We start from the raw sequence: 19134 nt of genomic DNA on the forward strand, positions 1-19134 counted from the left end.
TTTTTTGGTGGTCACTTTGCAACGAAAACAGGTGCTCAGTTTAAATTGAAATTAGGTGATCAGTTTGCTCCGAATCGGGTGGTCACTTTAGACTGAAAAGGTATGGTCAATTTGACCGCTTTTTCCAGAGGCAGTGAAAGCTTTTTTATTAACAATTAAATATCAACTAAATTGTCAACTAAAAAATAAAAAGCCTGTAAACATTGAGTTCGCAGGCTTTTTTGTGGAATTAAGGGGATCTCAATTGAACACCTAATTCCCATATTAATGTTTATAGATAAGCTTACAAAAAAGCCCTGAAACCTTATTTTTAAAGGGATTTTTAGAAAATGATCTTGTGTTAGAATTTATACTCATTTTTATATTTTGAATATTTTTTTGGTAAAACTCACCTTTTTTTATTAAAAGTTATTCTATAAGAATAGCGCAAGGTGTTCGACAGTTGAACACCTTAGTAATTATAGTTACTACTTAAGTTAAAAGCTTGCTTATCGATTTTTTTTAGCTGAAGTTAAGAGTTAAATTGAACTTATTGTACTTTTTTATAGCATTAAAAATTACACAATAAACATAATAACAACAAACAATAGAATAGATGCAAAAAGCATGAAGAGTAATGGATGAAAAATAAATAATAATTGCAGCACTTGCATTGTACGTATAAAAAGCGTACATTTGCAGAACTGATACGAACTCTAACTCTTTAAAGGACTAAAGAGGTTCGGAAACAAGTTTAATGAATGTCAATAATATCAACTCAGGAAATAACAAAGAAGTAGTATAAAATAAATTACTATAAATTCATAAGAGAAATAAAGACAGCATCATTAGACAAATTTAAAACTTATCATTAAAAGAATAATTAACTCTAAAAAGAATAATAAAGAAACAGATACTATTAAATATCCAAATCAAATTAAACCAAGAAAATAGCAAAATTGTAGAACCATATTTAACATGAATGATTATGTCGGTAACCATTAACGACCGAATCGATGTTCGTATCAGTAAAGAACATAAGGAGTTGATTAAGCACGCATCAGTCCTGAGAGGATTTAAAAATCTATCAGAATTTGTAATCTATTGTGTAAACGCAGAAGCAAACAAGATCATTAAAGACAATGAAACCGTTTTAAAGACCATAGAGGACAAAAAGATATTTATAGATGCGATTATAAATCCACCGAAGGCTAATGATAAACTTAAGAGGGCTCAAGCGAACCATACTAAATTTATCAGTAACAATGAATTTAAAGATTGAAATCCTTTCAAAGGAGCACAAGAGGAAAGAGTTTAAATGTGGCAAAGAATTATTAGATGATTATTTTCACAAGCAAGCGGGGCAGGATGCCCAAAAATTATTATCCGTCTGTCATGTATTAACAGACAAAGATGCAGATTCAACTAAGGTACTTGGATATTATACGCTGTCAAGCGGTTCAATTCCATTAGATGATTTTCCTGCTGAGTTAACTAAAAGAGTGCCTAAAACATATAGCATACCTATAGCCTTACTTGGCAGGATAGCTATGGATAAGAGGGAACAGGGAAAAGGATTAGGAGAAATTCTTTTATTTGATGCATTAAAAAAATGTGTGGTACATTCAAAGACCTTGGCAATTCGAGCAGTAGTAGTTGACCCATTAGACCAAGATGCAATTGATTTCTATAATTGCTATGGTTTTATATTGATACCAAGCACTGGGAAAATGTTTCTGCCAATTGAAACAATCAAAAGTTTAATTCCTGATGAAGAATCAGAAGATACTGAAAAGTAAGTTTAGTTTAAAAGGCAACCTATAGGTTGCCTTTTAAATTTATCTAAATTTAAATACTGCATAACATAAAAACTGGAGGGATACGACGGGAGGATAGTATCTAGGATTTTTTTACATTCTAACTTTTAAATCAAATTTTTTTCGGACTTTTTTATGAATACATCATTTACGGCTTCTTTGTTTGCTCTACCCATTCTCCATCTAAAAATTATGATTAAGTTTGAAAATACACTTTATCCCCTCTCGTGTTTAGTATGTTAGGCAAAGTGGATATGCAAACAAAAACTGGAGAAAAAGTTAAGCTACATTTTTATAATTAGTTAGTTTATTAAATTCTTCAATTGTTTTATAGTTCAAAGCCGAATGTCTTCTTTTTTTATTGTACCAAATTTCGATGTATTCAAAAATTTCAAGTTCCATCTGTTCTCTAGAAATTAATTTACTTCCATAAACCAATTCCGTTTTTAAAGATTTGAAAAAACTTTCAGCAACCGCATTATCCCAGCAGTCTCCTTTACGGCTCATACTTCTTGTGATACTTTTATAAGAGTCCAATACATCAGCAAATTTTTTATTGGCATATTGGATGCCTCGGTCAGAATGGAATATTAATTCATTTGCAATTGTTCTATTCTTGACTGCCATTTTCCAAGCCATCATTGTAGTTTGTTTTGTACTTAGTCCATTGCTTAAACTCCAGCCGACTATCTTTCTGTCAAATAAATCTAAAATGATGGTCAGATATAAAAATCCATCCTTTGTCTGTATATAGGTGATATCTGAAACCCATGCCTTTGCTGGTTCTGTTGCCGTAAATTCTCTTTTCAGGATATTTGGCACAACAAAATGATTATGTTTTGAATTGGTTGTTACTTTGAATTTTTTACTTAATTTACTGTACAATCCTAACTGCTTCATGTATTTAGCTACAGTTATTCTGGATATCTGATATCCTTGGCTTTGGAGTTCCAGAGTAATTCTTGGGCTTCCATATCGCTGTTTAGCATTAAAGTATATTGACGTAATTTCTTCTTTAATCAGAGCAGTCTTCCTCTGTCTTTCTGATAGAATCTGTCGCTTCCAATTATAATAGCTGCTTGGACTTACTTTTAAAACTTTGCACATCTTTTCAATAGAATATATTTTTTCATGGTCTTTTATGAAAAGATAAATCATCGACCTCCCTTGGAAAAGATGCTTATAGCCTTTTTTAGAATATCACGTTCTAATTCTGTTTCTTTTAATTTTTTTTCAAGCTCATGGATTTTTTCCTGTTCAGGGCTAAGTTTTAATTTTCCTTTCCCAGGAAAACTTCCTGTTCCAAATTCTTGGTAATCCTGACGCCATTTGTAAAGCAAAGGTGCTGTTATTCCAAGTTCCTTCGCTAATTGTGAGATATTATCTCTTTCATAACTTAATTGGACAGCTTTCTCTTTAAAATTGCGGTCATAAGTTTTACGATTCTCTTTCATGCTCTAAAGTTAAGATTTAGTTCTTAACTAGAACTCCATGCTAAGTTAGCACATCCACACATTAGAAGCATCCGTTTGCAATAGAATAAGATTGCTGTCAGTTGCAATAGGAATAGTTACTTTCTGAGCCGACAGATTGATGACACTTATGACGAAACATAAAGTGAACATGTATTTGTTATTAAAATAGGATTCTAGTTTTTCTTTCATAATTCTTGTTTTAAATGTCATCATCTTTATCGGGTTCTGTCATTTTTTGACATTAATTCTTTTTAGGTTTAATAACAAAACCGTAGCTGTACTCTTTATTTTTCAATTGATATTGTTCGTGAGGCAAAGCTCCCCAACTATTATCTCCACCCACACCTCTTTGCGCTAAATCAACACAAATTACAACCTCTTTACGAGGAGTGATATCACTGGTATGACGGTATTTCTTAGTTAAACCCGGATCAAAATCTTCAGGATAATTATGAAGAGCACTTACACCTAAAGGCTGCAAACCTTCAATTTCAATTCCGTTTCCTGAATTATTTGTAAGTGTTAACCAACGAACATCTGTTTTATATCCATTTTCCTGAGGACGCGTGTAGGGAACATATTGATCGGCAACCTTACTTTGATAAATCCCTTTCAATGATGAAGTATTTCTATCCTGATAATTTTCCCAAGGCCCTCTACCATAATAACTGAAATTATCAAGTTCTTTCTTAAGAGAAAATAGCATCCCAAAACGAGGCATTTCAGACAATGGATTACTTCCTGCCTTGAATGTATTTACCATCGTTAAACTTCCATCTGAGTTCATTGTATAAACAATCGTATACGTTGACGCTACATCGCCTAAGAAAAGAGTAGCCACAACAGTTGTTTTTCCAGACTCTTCTTTGACCTCAATGGAGTTCAAACTACTGATTCTTCCCACGGTTCTCCATACATTACTTGCCACCTGCATATTATTTCCAAAATCATTATCGGTTGGTGCACGCCAAAAATTAGGAACCGGTAATTGATTGAAAAAACGTTCTCCGTTTGATTTGTAATCTTGAATCAGACCAGTGCTTTTGTTTATCGTCACTTCAACACCAGACGCATTTAGCGTAATCCAATCTTTAGTTTCTTTAACTGCAGGTTTCGATCCCTTATTACTAACTGCTTTTACAAAATATTTACTCTCACTAATTGAAAACTGTTCTCTGGCAACTTCAAAATTTTGAGGCAAAACTTCGGTACCATTTTTTGTGTAAGCATAAATATTCAAAAGATATTCAACTCCGTCTTTTGATGATAATTTTGGCAATTCAAGTTGCACTTGTTTCTTGGATTGCGGCTCAAGTTTTATATCAACAGTGCCTGTCTTGATAACTAATCCGTTTTCTAAAACCTCATATTTAAAAAGGTATTGGTCTAGATTGGTATACCCAAATCCGTTTTCCACCTCAATAATTCCTTGTTTCAAATCAACCCCTGTGAACAAAATATCCTGATATACTTTTTTTACTTCAAAAGCACCCGGGTGAGGCGTGCGGTCAGGCCAAACTAATCCGTTGTGACAAAAATTTTCATCATTGGTGTAATGTTGACTTCCCATATCTCCACCGTACGACCAATATTTACGTCCCACTTCATCAGTCATCTCAAATCCTTGATCTACCCAATCCCAGATAAATCCTCCCTGCATATTATTACTGCCGCGAATAATATCCCAGTATTCCTGAAAATTACCACTACTATTACCCATAGCATGCGAGTACTCACACATAATAAAAGGACGTTTCACGTCTTTGCGTTTAGCATACTCTCTCATATAATCCATACTTGGATACATCGGGCAAACCACATCGGTATTTTCTTCCTCACCAGCTTGCTCAAATTGAACCAATCGTGTGTTATCTCTGTTCTTTATCCATTTGTAAGCTTCATGAAAAACAGGTCCATTCCCACATTCATTCCCTAAAGACCAAAGAATAACAGAAGGTTGATTTTTATCTCGTTCTACCAAGCTGTAAATACGATCCATGTGAGCAGCTTTCCACTCCGGAAGATAAGCAGGATGTTTTGTTTTATCAAAAGAACCTTGCAATTCAGCTCCCATCCCATGGCTTTCAATATTAGCCTCGTCTACTAAGAACAAACCATATTTATTGCATAATTTAACCCACATTAAGTTATTTGGATAATGACTGCAACGTACCGCATTAATATTAAGTTGTTTCATTAACTTAATATCTTTCATCATGGTTTCTTTATCCTGATAATGTCCTGTTTTAGGATTATGTTCATGTATATTGACACCATGAACCATAATTCTAACCCCATTAACTAATAATTGTCCGTTTTTCAATTCTACTTTTCGGAAACCGATTTGTGTAGCAACTGTTTCAATAAACTTTCCATTTTCATCCTTTAGCGTAAGCAATAAAGAATAAAGATTTGGTGTTTCATTACTCCATAATTTAGGTGCGGAGACATTTTGTGCAAAAGTGGTTGATTCAAATGAATTAGCTCCAACATTAATTTTTATTGTTTTCTTAAAAACTTCTTTCCCGTTTGCGTCTACTAATTTAGCTTCAACAATCTGATTGTTTTTAGCAACCGCATTCATGTTTTTCAATTTAACATCAACAGACAGGCTACCGTTTTTATAGGAAGCATCAAGATCAGGGCGCGCAAAGAAATCAGCAATACGGGTATTAGTTGTACTATAAAGATAAACATCGCGATCAATTCCTGACAAACGCCAAAAATCTTGATCCTCTAAATAGGAACCATCACTCCAACGGTACACCTCAACAGCAACTTGATTTTTACCGGCTTTTACATATTTAGTAATATCAAATTCTGTTGGACTTTTTGTATTTTCACTATATCCTACTTTTTCTCCATTTACCCAAATATACATCGCTGAAGTTCCTGCTTCAAAATGAAGGTAAACACGGCGTCCGTTCCAGTTTTCTGGCAACTCGAAAGCACGTCGGTAAGACCCCACTGGATTATCCGCATGATTAATAAACGGTGGATTTTTGACAAATGGATACGTAATATTAGTATAAATAGGAATTCCATATCCATCTAATTCCCAGTTTGACGGTACTGCAATTTCTTTCCAATTGGTAGCATTGAAATCTGTTTTATAGAAATCCATTGGACGTTCAGCTGGTGTCGGTGACCAATTAAATTTCCACTTTCCGTCTAAAGTCAGAAACCAAGGAGAGCGCGTATAATCATCAGCAATAGCAGAAGATTCATCAGCATAAGGCAAAAATGCCGCTCTGGCAGGTTCTCTATTAATCTGAAATATAGCTGGATTTTCCCAATCATTAGTCGTTGGCTTTTCTTGTGCTGACACAACCAAAGAAATAAAGGTGAAAATACAGGATAAAATTGTTACTTTTTTCATATATAATGAATTTAAAAATGAATTATTTTTATCTGATAAACTTAACTTAAAGCTACCTGATGTTTATAAGAGATGACAAATGATTAATTCGTTACGTACAACGCATTAACCATTTGTCAAGTTCTTATTTTAATCTTTATTAATTAAAAGGTATAACCCATATTACCAATTGGCATTTTGTGTCATTTTTGGGTTGTTATTCAACTCACTTTCCGGAATAGGAAAGTAGTTGTATTTAGCTGAATAATTAAGATAGCCACCTACTTGACTAGCTTTGATTACTTTTTCTAAAGTACCCCATCTTCTTAAATCATACCAGTGAATCCCTTCACGAGCAAATTCAATATTTCTTTGGTGCATAATCTCATCCATCATTTGGGTTTGATTCCATCCAGTCATTGGAATAACAGCTAATTTCGCTCTGTCTCTTATTCTTTTTACTAAAGGTATCGCTTCAGCAACTTTTCCTTGCATTGTTTTTGCTTCAGCAAGCATTAAAAGCACATCTGCATAACGCATTGCATATTCATTCAATTCTGATTTCCAATCCCCTTCATCATTATTCCACCAGTTTTGGTTTTTTCTAATCCAAATAGCATTAGCTCCAAACTTTGTTGCAAAATCAGAATTATAATAGGTACTACCCGGATAGTTCCAAGCCAAAGTAGCAAGAGCTCTAGGATCAAAATTATTGTCAGCTGTTTTTTCCTTAGTCATCGCATCCAATAATACTTTCGTAGGCAACAACTCAAACCAACCTCCAACTTCACCTGGCGCTAATTCTTGTGCCATAGTAGTTGCTCTAGTTCTTTCGGATGGATTTCCACCCCAAATTGTAGCACCACCTTGTCTGCTGAATTGAATTTCAAACACTGATTCTTTACTGTTTTCGTGTTTGCCATCAAATAATTGTGCATAATCATCTAAAAGTCCAAATCCATTTGCTGATTCGTTATTTACCAGTTTAGAAAATTGCTCTTCAGCTTTTGCCCAATCTTTTAAATACAAATACGATTTTCCAAGGTAAGCGATTGCCGTATTTTTAGTTACTCTGCCTTTTAAAGCGGAAGGATAGATTTCAGGTAGTGGACTTGTTGCAGCCGCTTGAAAATCAGCAATTACTTGTTTCCATACTTCCTCTTCTGTTGATTTTTCTTTAAAATAATCTGCTGATTCTTTTACTAAATCAGTGAAAATTGGCACACTTCCAAATTCATTTACCAAATTAAAATAATTCAATCCTCTAAGAAACGTAGCCTCAGCAACTATTTGCGCTCTTTTTGTTTCATCAATATTCTTGATTTGAGGAGCATAATTAATTACTTGATTAGCACGAAATATACCAATATACATCGCTTTATACATCCCGGTAGTTTCGCTTGTACTAGGTGTGTTTTTATAACTGGAAACAGCATAACGACCTGGAACATCATTTCTTGCAACAAAGTTTTCGGTTCTGTTTTCTTTCAACTGCATTGCTTGTATTTCCCAATAACCTGCGTTATTGTTATCTACTAATACATTATAAACAGTCGCTAATCCAGACTCCAAATCCTCAGGAGTTTGCCAGAAAGAACCGGTTGTTACTTTACTAGGGTTTTGTAATTCTAAGTTATCTGAACAAGAACTAAATAAAGCTAGTCCTCCTACAAAATATAATATAATTAATTTCTTTTTCATTTTTCGTTGATTTAAAAGTTAAGTTGCATACCAAAAATAATAGTCTTGCTTAATGGATACGATTTATAATCGATTCCTCTACCTCCAAGTCCATCAGCCGAAACATCTGGATTGTATCCTGTGTATTTAGTAGCAGTAAAAAGATTATCGCCTGCAACGTAGAATCGACATTTGTCAATTGCTAATTTTTGACTTAAGTCATTAGGAAATGTATATCCTAATTGAATCGTTTTTAGTCTAAGATAAGATCCATTTTCAAGAAAACGATCGGAGTAATCAGCACCATTATCATTTGGATCATCAATATTTAATCTTGGAAAATTTGAGTTTGGATTAAAAGTAAATGAATTTAACGTTGAACTGGCATAATTTGTATTTGCTTTTACTGTTGCCAAGTCCGTATTATTTCCATTATATATTTCATTTCCTTGAACTCCTTGAAGAGCAAGAGTCATATCAATTCCTTTCCAATCTGCTTGAAGACGGAATCCGTATTCAAAATCAGGAAAAGCACTTCCTCTAAATTGTCTGTCTCCAGCATCAATTTTTCCATCTCCATTAAAATCAACATATCTAATGTCACCTATTTGAGCTCTTGGCTGAATAGGATTTCCATTTACACTATGTGCATCCAATTCCTCTTGTGTTCTGAATAAACCGTCAGTTTTAACAAGGAAAAAAGAATAAATAGGATATCCTACTTTACTGTAAGTCACTGCTGATCCGTGAAATGAACCACTAGAACCTGCAAGAATCTGACTTCCAGTGCTCAATTCTTCAACACGGTTTTTTACACTTGAAATATTAGAAGTTATAGAGAAATTAACTTCTCCAACTTTTTGATTAAGCGTTAAACCCATCTCAAAACCTTTATTTGAAACCTTACCTGCATTAGTATAAGGGTCATTACTAGAACCTACTGACAATGGAATTGGCACACGTAAAAGTAAATCAGAAGTGTTTTTTTGGAAATAATCAAAAGTATAATCTAATTTACCATTCCATAAACCTAAATCAAAACCAACATTGGCTGTTGTTGTTGATTCCCATTTTAACCCAATCGCAGGATAATCAGTTTGGATATTACCAATCCAAAGTGTATTTGGCTCTCCTGTACCATAACTTATACCTGATGTGATTGACCCAAGATACTGGTAATCTCCAATTTCTTGATTTCCTAATACACCATAACTTGTACGTAACTTGAATTCAGATACAGGCAAGTTTAGGTTTTTGAAAAAATCTTCTTTTCCTATTCCCCATGCTGCAGATATAGAAGGGAAATTTCCCCATTTATTTTCTGGACTAAAACGAGAAGAACCATCACGTCTAAAAGTTGCCGTAAGGATATATTTATTATCGTAAGAATATATCGCACGTCCAAGATAAGAAATCAATTTATTCTCAGTAGCATACCCTGAAATAGCTGGCTGTTCAGCACCTGCCAAAACAAATATACCATCAGGCATACCTTGAACAGAACCTGAAATAGAACGGAAATTATTTTCATAAATAGTATGTCCTACCAATAAGTTTACCGAATGTTTACCAAATTTTTTAGAATAGTTTAAAGTATTTTCTATTTGATAGTATTGGTTTAACTCACTTCCTTCCGCTAAAGTGTTTTTCAAATTCTTGAAGAATCCTCCCACTTCATAACGAGGCGTATAGTTATAACTTTTATGTTCAGAAGCAGTTACCCCTACATTTAATTTATATTTAAAACCGTCAAAGAAACTTGCTTCAGCATACGTATTAATCAATGCTTGGTAGTAATCATTTTTAACATCAAAAAGGTTCAAAGCCGCTACTGGATTGAATATATCCGTAACTGCACCTGATGCTCCACCATATCCGCCTACTGCATTTTCATTGTAAATTGCAAATCCTGGAAGCATAGAAATAGCAGCTCCAAGAATATTTCTTCCTTGTCCTGGTATTCCTGGTAAATCATTTCTTTTTTCTTTGGTCAACATTACTGTTTCTCCAATTTTAAAAATACCCTTTTTATAATCCGATTTAACTCTTAAGTTAACACGGTCATAATTAGTTTCCTTTATAACTCCTTCTTGATTAAAGTAGCTCAAAGACATGTTGTATTTTAAATTATCTGAACCTCCAGAAAGTCCTAATGAATAGTTTTGTGTAGGAGCATCTCTGAAAATTTCATTCTGCCAATTAATTCCTGCACCAGGAACCTGAGGATTTAATGCAATGTCCAATGGTGCTTTTCCTGCTGCACTATATGCTGCATTACTCACTTTTGCCCATTGTTCTTGATTTAATAAATCAAGTTTTTTAGTCACACTGGCGATTCCGTAAAATGAATCAAAACTCACTTTCATTTCTCCTTTTTTCCCGCTTTTAGTAGTAATCAAAATTACACCATTTGCAGCTCTTGAGCCATAAATTGCGGCCGCAGAAGCATCTTTCAAAACTTGAATTGATTCGATGTCATTAGGGTTAAGGTTATTCATTGAGCCAACAGCAATATCATCAACTAATATCAAAGGATTGTTATTGTTTAATGATCCTGCACCTCTAATCTGAATTCTGGTTCCAGAACCTGGGGCACCACCAGCAGACTCTACGGTAACACCGGCAATTTTACCTTGTATTGCACTCCCTAAATTTGTATTACTTTGAGAATCCAATTGTGCAGCTTTTAATCCTCCAACGGCTCCTGTCAAATCACTTTTCTTAACAGTTCCGTATCCAATTACCACTACTTCATCTAAAGTATTATTTTCTTCTTTAAGTGAAACATTAACTACTTTTCTACCCGCAATAGCTTCTTCTACTTTAGTATATCCAATGTAAGTAAAAACTAGCGTAGCATTAGGGTCAGCTACATTTAATTTAAAATTTCCATCACCGTCAGTCATGGTTGCATTGGCAGTTCCTTTGACAGCCACCGAAGCGCCAATTACGGTTTGTGATGTTTTTTGATCTACTACAGATCCTGTGATAGTGTTTTGAGCCTGCAAACTAATACACGACGTCAAAATAATTATTGACAGGGTCAGTTTAGATGTTAAGAATGCCTTAATCCTTAACAACTGATTTACGTTTTTTTTGGCTTTCATAAATTCATTTTTTTTAATTGGTTTGGTTAATAATTTTTTTTGGACATTTATTTATTCTTGAAAAGACACAAAAACAACAGCCTTCTTTGCTAGAGAAGGAAATTGAAATTGAGCTCGAAATCAATTCATTCGGAATTATTACTATTCTTTATTTCCTTTAAAGTAAATTTTTATACTGTACATTCTATTATTCTTGTAAAACATCAGGACCAAAATGATCAAGAGTCCACTATTTAATTTCATTTTCGTTAGCAAATTCTAAAAAACAAATACCTCCTCTATTAGACGTAAAATCAAATTATTTATGTAAAAAATTAGACATTAAATATGACATGTGTTTTTTTTACATTAATTATTTACGAAATATTAAAAATCAAAAGTAAAATAAAAGTTAAATATAACCTACCGGTACCTACCGGTTTTTGTATATTTGCAAAAAAGCTTACTCATGAAAATCATAAATATTCAGAATAATCAGGGTGTCCCAAAGTACAAACAGATCATTTTATCGATAGAGAAAACGATTGAGGAAGGCCATTTAAAAAAAAACGAAAAACTCCCCTCCATAAACAAAGTATGTCTGGAATTTTCCTTGTCCCGTGATACCGTTTTACAGGCCTATGAAGAATTGAAAAAAAGGGGAATAATCTACGCTATTCTTGGGAAAGGGTACTATGTAAAAAGTACCGAAGTGAGAATAAAACAACGGATATTTCTACTTTTCGATGAGTTAAATATTTTCAAAGAAGACCTCTATAATTCCTTTTTAGAAAACATTGGAAAAGATGTTCAGGTGGACATTTTCTTTCATAATTTCAACACCCAAGTTTTCCAGAAACTAATAAACGACAGTAACGGTAACTACACGAAATACATCATCATGCCAACCAATTTAATTGGAGCCGCCACCATTTATTGAAACCCTACCAGTAAATGACGTTTATATCTTAGATCAGACTAATCCTGAACTAAATTCCTTTCCCGCCGTATATCAAAATCATAAAAAAGACATCTATGAAGGCTTGGTAAAAGGAAAATCCAGATTAAATAAATACGAAAAACTTATTATGATTTTCCCAGGATTCCGGGAACCTTTAGGAATGAAAATTGGATTCGAGAATTTTTGTGCCAATTTTGAATTTGATTATGAAATCATCACTGAATTTAAGAATCGGGAAATAAATAAAGGCGAAGTTTATGTGATTCCGAGTGACCGGGATTTGGTTCGGGTAATCGAAAAAGCAAACCTTCAAGACCTAGAATTAGGGAATGATTTTGGAATTATTTCCTATAATGAAACCCCATTAAAAAAAATTGTCGCAAACGGAATTACAACCATTTCGACAAATTTTGAAGCGATGGGAAAGATTCTGGCTCAAATGATTCTGAAAGGAAAAAAAGAACAAATAGAAAACAAAAGCGCGTAATAGCATCTTTTGCTCTTCTCTTAATATTCTAATTTTATTTCCGAATTGACTATTCATTGTTTATTTATTGACTTGTCACATATTGGCAAATATAAATAAAAATTTATAGTCGTTTTTTGAAATAATATGTTTTTTTTTATTAAACCAGATATTCTGTTAGTTAAGACCTCACAAATAAGAAATCTCAAAATCTATGTTCTTGTATTTGCTTTTGCAGTAATCAAGTATTTCATAAACTTCTTTATCTCTGACTAATAAGCAATCGTGAATAGGTAAAGCAAAATTAGTTGGTATATTTTCTAATAAATCATCAATCCAAATTTTACTTTCTTCCCGTTGAAGAAATGACGCAGCATCTTTATAATTTTTAGTTTTTAAAGTTCTAATGAATTTTGATACAACTGGAAATAAAATATGGATTTTATAATCAGGAACATACCCACTTGAATTTAAGAAATACATAAATAAATCTTTTGCTTGTTGTCGATTAGTTAGATTCAAATTTTGAACTAAATAGTTATAGAAATCTACTTCAAATGCAACTTCATAATTCTTATCAATTACACCCTTTTCTTTCATAATATTCAAGAGTAATTTAGGTTGTGAGCATTTCGCATCTATAATTGCGAATCCTTTGTTTTTGAGGTCTTCTTTATAAATTGGAATTACTGGATGATGTACTCTTCGTCCAAAAGTATCTCTTGAAATTTTACCAACATAACCAAGTTCAGCCATTGAACTCTCAATGATGGAATACCATCGATATTTTCTATTATTATCGAAGTTTATTTCTTCAACAACTCCTTTGGTAATATTAATTAGGAATTTATACTTTTTGCAAATTCCCCTAGATACGTTGTAATATCTCTTTTCTGTAGTTAAATTCATATATCAGAAGCTCAAATAAATATGTTAAATAACCTTGTTTAGGAAATTTAGAATAACTCCAAACTATTTCAAAATATTCTATATTATGATAAGTATTTATCTCGCCATGTACTAGGCAAACTAAATCTCTTTGAATTTTGTCTATTAATTTAAATGTAAGCTTGTCACTAGAAACCTTAATTTCTTCATACCTTCTTGAACTTATTTCTGTAGGAATATAAATTTCAAAAACTTTATTTTCATACAGTCGTTCTAAATAATCATAATCTAAATCTTCCGAATTTTTAATTACTGGCATGTCGATTATCAGAGGTCGTTTAACTAAACATTGGCTAACTTATATATACGCTTAAATTTCACTTATCTAATCAAATTAAAGTTTATAACAGTTTATTTTTCTCAAATATATAGGAAAAAACCGAAGTGTAAAATAAAATAGATAACAATAGTCAAAAATATCTCAACTATTAAAACATATCCAAACATTAGAAATTAGTTTGGTATTAAAGATTAAAAAAATGTTATTAAGAAGGTTTTTCAAACATTCAAGTTTTGCTTTCAAATCCAAACAACAAAGCCGTTTCAACTCCTAAGCCATTAGCTAAAGATTTAATGGTACATATCGTTGAATTAATCGTACCGTGTTCGATTCTCGTAATCTGAGGCAAAGAAACCTCAGCCAAGTTAGCAAGTTGCTCTTGGGACATACCTTTTTCTTCCCGTATCTTTTTTAGATGCTTTCCGAATTTTTTTAGGTACTCTTGATCCTTGGTATAAATCAAACTTTTAAAGATTGGTGATTAATAATGTAAAAATCCTTTAATTATTGATCATCTACCTAATCATACATGATTAGTTGAACATGTTTTTTATATATTTGCCTACATAATAGTTACATACTAACCAAAGAATATAGGACACTAAAACAAATCATTACTATGAAAATCTATTCACACTCAATGAAAACTATTATGCTATTACTATCTATAAACAGTATGGCATACGCTCAATCATCATCTTCTACTAAAACTGAGAAAGAGACAAATAAACAAGAGCTATCAGAGAGCGCTCCTAATGAAGAATACACTGAATCTGAATTTCAAGGAGAAGATGAAGTTCAGTTAACAGCATCAGGGAATAATCTCGGTATGGTAAAGACTGAGAATGGATGGGAAGCTATCAATAGCAAGAGTCAAACGACTGCAAGCCTAAATAAGTCAATTATTAATAGAAAACAATTTATCGGCAATTACACTGTAAAAATGAATATTGAGGGAATGAATTCTACTTTTTACGCTAACGTTAGCATAGTAAAAGGGAAGTTGCAATTTATTGTGAATGAGGGTGGTTCAATAAACTCTTATTACGAAGAAACATCAGTTAAAGAGATTCAAAAGTATATCCAATACGACTTCAAGGCTAATAATTTAGATAGCGGAAATATTCGCACATATCATTTTAAGAAAAAAGGCAATCGTTTCGAACTAAAATTTAATTATTAGGTTCCATTCTTAAAAAAACTATAATCTTAAAACCTAGCGAGCAAAAACAACTATAACTTCTAGAATATGAAGCAACACAGTAGACTATTGTTACTAATGCTTATGCTAATATCAATTTGTTTATATATTAGTTTACATCCTATTAAATCAGGAATAATCGAAATCGTTGATAAAAGCAAGAAACATGCAATCAATCGCGAAATATTTGTAGACGCTTATGCAGTAAAAATGAAGCTTAAAGATTCAAATCCAACTTTCTATGTAAATGTTAAAGCAATAAAAGGGAAATTATCTTTTAATGTAAATGAGGGAGGTGCAAAAGAATTCTATTATGATGAAACATCTGCAAAAGAGATTACAAGAAATATTGAATATCGGTTTGAAGCTATTGATACAGACAGTGGAAGCAATAGAATTTACTGTTTTAAGAAAAAAGGGAATCGTTTTGAACTGACATTTAATTATTAGTCAATTAGAAGTTGGAGTTCAGAAACCAAAACAAAAACGAGGTGTAATCGAAAAACCTAAAGAGTAGAAAACAATTAAATTTTTAAATATGAAAATGATAAAAATTTTATCGACTTTAATTTTTAGTGTCCTTCTGTTTTCTTGTGAAGGAAAAGGTGCAGATAAAGAAAATGAAAATTCTGCCAAACAAATAGATGATGTTGTTACACATTGCAATTGCTCAGAACTTACAGATGAAGATTCATGGGATATTGGAAGTTTAGAAGACCCATATATTATCAAGGGAGTAACAAAAAAAGATAGCAAAGAGCTATATACAGGAATTTGCATAACAAAAGATCAACATGATACGATAATTAGAAGACATACATATAAAAACGGTTGGTTGATTAACGAAATAGTGAAAGAAAAAATAGGCAATGAATACATAATTGTCAAGGATATTAATTTTGAAAATGGAAAGCCTTACACTTATAAATATGTGAAAATAGAAGAAAGTAATATTGCTAAGATTACGTTTGTTAAGAATTACAAAGAGTACAAAAACAAAAGAGGAATCATTGATTATGATATTACAATATTCTCAAATGAAACATTTAGTGTGTCAGTAAGTACAAACTATTTTGACGGAAAAGAGTTTTCCCATAAAAATGCTTCACCACAACCCACTAGTATGCCAAATTCTTATATGACTATTGGTGGTGGTTGGAGATTGGATGGACTTTCTCAAGAAAGACTTTATGAAGTTTTAGATGGTATAAAAAAAGAAATTCCACATTTTAATTATTGGAAAAATTAAAGACAAAATATTTATAAAAAAGCGGGAAAATTATCCCGCTTTTTTTATAGAAACATAATTCATAATTGAAGAAAAAATAAATAGAAATTTAACATTTCCCAAAAACACCTCAACTATAAAGACATGCTTCAACACTAAAAATCATTTTATTGAGGTACGAAATTTCAAAATTTTTAAATGATTTTTTCAAAGAAACTTAGCTATACCTTTGCCAAAGGAAATCAGAAACAATATCTCTAAACAATCATTTAGAGATTTAAAATTCAAAGCATTACTATTCAGTTTTTTAAAATTTGCGTTATGTGAAGCGGGATTTCTATGTTTAAAAATTAGTAACAAATTAAAAATAAATAATATGAAAAAAATTAAAACAGAAGATTTGAGAAAAGCTTTTTCAAGTAAAAAGAGAAAAGAGAAAAAACAACAAAAACAACAAATGAAACAAATGAAACAAATGAAATTTTTAACAAAAAAGAACTTTAATAAAGATATTAAGGTTGAATCGTTGTACTACAAAGGAAAAGAAACGGGACAAGTTACAGACAACGCTGTTGTTTTTGAAGCAGGAAACCTAGAATTACGTATCTCTTTATTTTTTGAAACTGAAGTTCCTGAAAAATTTAATGTGGCAGATTGGTTTTATAAAAAATCATTTGAGGAAAAATTTCTTATAGGTGAATTATTACTTAAATTAATAGATAAAAAAGTTTATAAAGATTATCGTGAAGAAATTCATTGTGAATTCTGTAATGTAGTTGACGGAGAGGATAAAAATATAATAGGATATTGTATAGAAATCTTTAATCACACTGATTTTGAGGAGGAGGATGAATATATACTAAATGAAATAGTTAATTCACAGCAAATTGATAATATAAGCACGTATTTTCATGAAGACTAAACAGATACATCACTTATGAAGTTTTAGATTTTGGAAAAATTAAAGATAAAATATTTACAAAAAACGAGAAAATTTTTCCGCTTTTTTATAGGATCATAATTGAATAAAATAAATAAGAATTTAACATTTATCTAAAATATCTCAATCACAAATACATACCTCAACACTAAAAATGATTTTATTGAGATCCGATATTTCCAAATTTTAAATGATTTTTTTCAAAGAATTCTTCGGTATATCTTTGCCAAAGAAATCAAATACAACATCTCTAAAGAATCATTTAGAGATTTAATATTCAAAGTATTACAATTCAATTTTTAAAATTTACATCATGTGAATCGGGATTTCGATGCTTAAAAATTAGTAACAAATTAAAAATATAAAATATATAAAATATGAAAGAAATAAAAAAAAGAGCTTTAGAAAATTTAAGGAAAGAACTTGAAAACATGGATGCAAATGAATTTGTTTTGCTGCATAAAGAGTGTTTTCAGGATCAGGAATTGATATGGGATAAGAATTTGAGTGATGAACTTTTCAATGGAACTCAATTTTTTTTTTCTCCTGATCCAAAGATTCATGATTTTGAATTGCAAGATAAAATTTGGAAAGTGTGTAATCTGGAAGAAATAATTGAACAAAAGTATTTGCAATTTTTATTGGGGAAAAGCGAAAAGGAAAGATTGGACTGGTTTGAAGACGAATTATCAACAGATGAAATTAATTACCATTTAGGCGTTAAAACTTCATTTACTCTGTCTAAACAAAAAAAAATAATAGATTTTTTCTACGATCATTATTATACAGAATGGAGTTTAAACAGTTTAAGATGGTTTTTATATAAAAATTTAGAAAAAATATCTGTTAGCAGTACTAGAAATAAAAAGATAGACTCTTTGTTAGACCTCAGTCTATAATTATTATATAAGCTATCCTTAGAGGGTAATCGAATTAAAAGTAGAAGTACAAAAATGAATAGTATTCTAAAATAAAAAGCGATTTGAATAATATCAAATCGCTTTTTATTGTTTTGGCGTGAATAGAGCGTTTTTTGGGAGGTTGTTTTGTAAAATACACAAAGTAACTTTCTGATCATATTTTGTGCTGTTAGTGAAAGAATTTTGAATTAAGTATTATAAAGAAGAAATTTCGAAATCTATATTTTCATATTTGCTTTTGCAGTAATCAAGTATTTCATAAACTTCTCTATCTCTTACTATCAAACAATCGTGAATAGGTAAAGCGAAATCAGTCGGGATGTTTTCAAGTAAATCATCAATCCATATTTTACTTTCTTCTCTTTGTAAATAAGAAGAAACATCTTTGTAATTTTTGATTTTTAGATTTGCTATAAATTTTGATGTAATAGGAAACAAATTATGTATTTTATAAATCAAGACATCTTCTCTTGAATTTAAGAAATACATAAATAGTTTTTTGGCTTGTTTTCTATTTTTAAGTTTTAAATCCTGGACTAAATAATTATAGAAATCTAATTGAAACGCTTCTTCATATCTTTTGTCAATTATTCCCTTTTCTTTCATAATATTCAATAGTAGCTTAGGTTGTGAGCATTTTGCATCAATAATCGCCAATCCTTTACCTTTTGGGTATTCCGGAGCAAACTGAACAGTTCATTCCGGAGTAAAGTGAACAGTCCATTCCGGGCAAAGTGAACAGTCATTCCGGAGCAAAGTGAACAGTTTATTCTGGGCAAAGTGAACAGTTATTTT

Annotated in this window: 15 protein-coding genes and 2 pseudogenes; 8 read left to right on the plus strand and 9 right to left on the minus strand. The window is 31.6% G+C overall.

Features of this window, described 5'->3' with window-relative positions; translation table 11 throughout:
- Window positions 1-967 precede the first annotated feature (967 nt).
- Both ACHRVL_RS22815 and ACHRVL_RS22820 read left to right on the plus strand, forming a co-directional pair.
- Window positions 968-1261 carry a DUF1778 domain-containing protein gene (locus ACHRVL_RS22815; protein ID WP_257682535.1) on the plus strand — a complete coding sequence of 98 codons (294 nt, stop codon included), beginning with the start codon at window positions 968-970 and terminating at the stop codon, window positions 1259-1261.
- Window positions 1245-1778, plus strand: a complete 534-nt coding sequence (locus ACHRVL_RS22820; protein ID WP_257682534.1) for a GNAT family N-acetyltransferase — start codon at window positions 1245-1247, stop codon at window positions 1776-1778. Before ACHRVL_RS22815 ends, ACHRVL_RS22820 begins: the two co-directional genes overlap by 17 nt.
- 297 nt (window positions 1779-2075) lie before the next feature.
- Here ACHRVL_RS22820 and ACHRVL_RS22825 read toward each other — a convergent pair.
- The 5 genes and pseudogenes from ACHRVL_RS22825 to ACHRVL_RS22845 form a co-directional block, all read right to left on the minus strand.
- A pseudogene (locus ACHRVL_RS22825) lies at window positions 2076-3250 on the minus strand (IS3 family transposase).
- A 45-nt stretch (window positions 3251-3295) separates the two neighbouring features.
- A complete protein-coding gene (locus ACHRVL_RS22830) occupies window positions 3296-3484 on the minus strand; it encodes a hypothetical protein (RefSeq protein ID WP_395415569.1) in 189 nt (62 codons plus the stop codon).
- Between the two features lie 28 nt (window positions 3485-3512).
- The gene (locus ACHRVL_RS22835) at window positions 3513-6650 is read right to left on the minus strand and encodes a glycoside hydrolase family 2 TIM barrel-domain containing protein (protein WP_034978760.1); all 3138 of its coding nucleotides are present in this window, start codon (window positions 6648-6650) and stop codon (window positions 3513-3515) included.
- A gap of 162 nt (window positions 6651-6812) precedes the next feature.
- Window positions 6813-8330 (minus strand): RagB/SusD family nutrient uptake outer membrane protein, encoded by a 1518-nt coding sequence (locus ACHRVL_RS22840; RefSeq protein WP_395415570.1) that lies wholly within the window; start codon window positions 8328-8330, stop codon window positions 6813-6815.
- Between the two features lie 11 nt (window positions 8331-8341).
- Window positions 8342-11416 (minus strand): SusC/RagA family TonB-linked outer membrane protein, encoded by a 3075-nt coding sequence (locus tag ACHRVL_RS22845; RefSeq protein WP_395415571.1) that lies wholly within the window; start codon window positions 11414-11416, stop codon window positions 8342-8344.
- A gap of 448 nt (window positions 11417-11864) precedes the next feature.
- Between ACHRVL_RS22845 and ACHRVL_RS22850 the strand changes: the two are divergent.
- A pseudogene (locus tag ACHRVL_RS22850) lies at window positions 11865-12843 on the plus strand (GntR family transcriptional regulator).
- Between the two features lie 168 nt (window positions 12844-13011).
- Here the strand turns inward: ACHRVL_RS22850 and ACHRVL_RS22855 are convergent.
- The 3 genes from ACHRVL_RS22855 to ACHRVL_RS22865 form a co-directional block, all read right to left on the minus strand.
- A complete protein-coding gene (locus ACHRVL_RS22855) occupies window positions 13012-13731 on the minus strand; it encodes a hypothetical protein (protein ID WP_395415572.1) in 720 nt (239 codons plus the stop codon).
- Entirely contained in the window at window positions 13691-14029 is a 339-nt protein-coding gene (locus tag ACHRVL_RS22860; protein WP_395415573.1) for a hypothetical protein, read from the minus strand. The genes ACHRVL_RS22855 and ACHRVL_RS22860 overlap by 41 nt, the downstream gene beginning before the upstream one ends.
- Window positions 14030-14276: 247 nt before the next feature.
- A complete protein-coding gene (locus ACHRVL_RS22865; protein WP_395415574.1) occupies window positions 14277-14513 on the minus strand; it encodes a helix-turn-helix domain-containing protein in 237 nt (78 codons plus the stop codon).
- Between the two features lie 177 nt (window positions 14514-14690).
- On the opposite strand from ACHRVL_RS22865, the gene ACHRVL_RS22870 reads away from it, so the two are divergent.
- From ACHRVL_RS22870 to ACHRVL_RS22890, 5 genes are all read left to right on the plus strand, one after another.
- Window positions 14691-15233 carry a hypothetical protein gene (locus tag ACHRVL_RS22870; RefSeq protein ID WP_395415575.1) on the plus strand — a complete coding sequence of 181 codons (543 nt, stop codon included), beginning with the start codon at window positions 14691-14693 and terminating at the stop codon, window positions 15231-15233.
- Between the two features lie 102 nt (window positions 15234-15335).
- Complete coding sequence (locus ACHRVL_RS22875; RefSeq protein WP_395415576.1) at window positions 15336-15701, plus strand: hypothetical protein; 366 nt, start codon at window positions 15336-15338, stop codon at window positions 15699-15701.
- A gap of 88 nt (window positions 15702-15789) precedes the next feature.
- Window positions 15790-16500, plus strand: a complete 711-nt coding sequence (locus tag ACHRVL_RS22880) for a hypothetical protein (RefSeq protein WP_395415577.1) — start codon at window positions 15790-15792, stop codon at window positions 16498-16500.
- Window positions 16501-16855: 355 nt separating this feature from the next.
- A complete protein-coding gene (locus ACHRVL_RS22885) occupies window positions 16856-17401 on the plus strand; it encodes a hypothetical protein (protein ID WP_395415578.1) in 546 nt (181 codons plus the stop codon).
- Between the two features lie 395 nt (window positions 17402-17796).
- Entirely contained in the window at window positions 17797-18318 is a 522-nt protein-coding gene (locus ACHRVL_RS22890) for a hypothetical protein (RefSeq protein WP_395415579.1), read from the plus strand.
- Between the two features lie 216 nt (window positions 18319-18534).
- Here the strand turns inward: ACHRVL_RS22890 and ACHRVL_RS22895 are convergent, their stop codons facing one another.
- Window positions 18535-18996 carry a hypothetical protein gene (locus ACHRVL_RS22895; protein WP_395415580.1) on the minus strand — a complete coding sequence of 154 codons (462 nt, stop codon included), beginning with the start codon at window positions 18994-18996 and terminating at the stop codon, window positions 18535-18537.
- Window positions 18997-19134: the final 138 nt, after the last annotated feature.

Source organism: Flavobacterium sp. FlaQc-28, from assembly GCF_044007415.1.
GTDB lineage: Bacteria > Bacteroidota > Bacteroidia > Flavobacteriales > Flavobacteriaceae > Flavobacterium.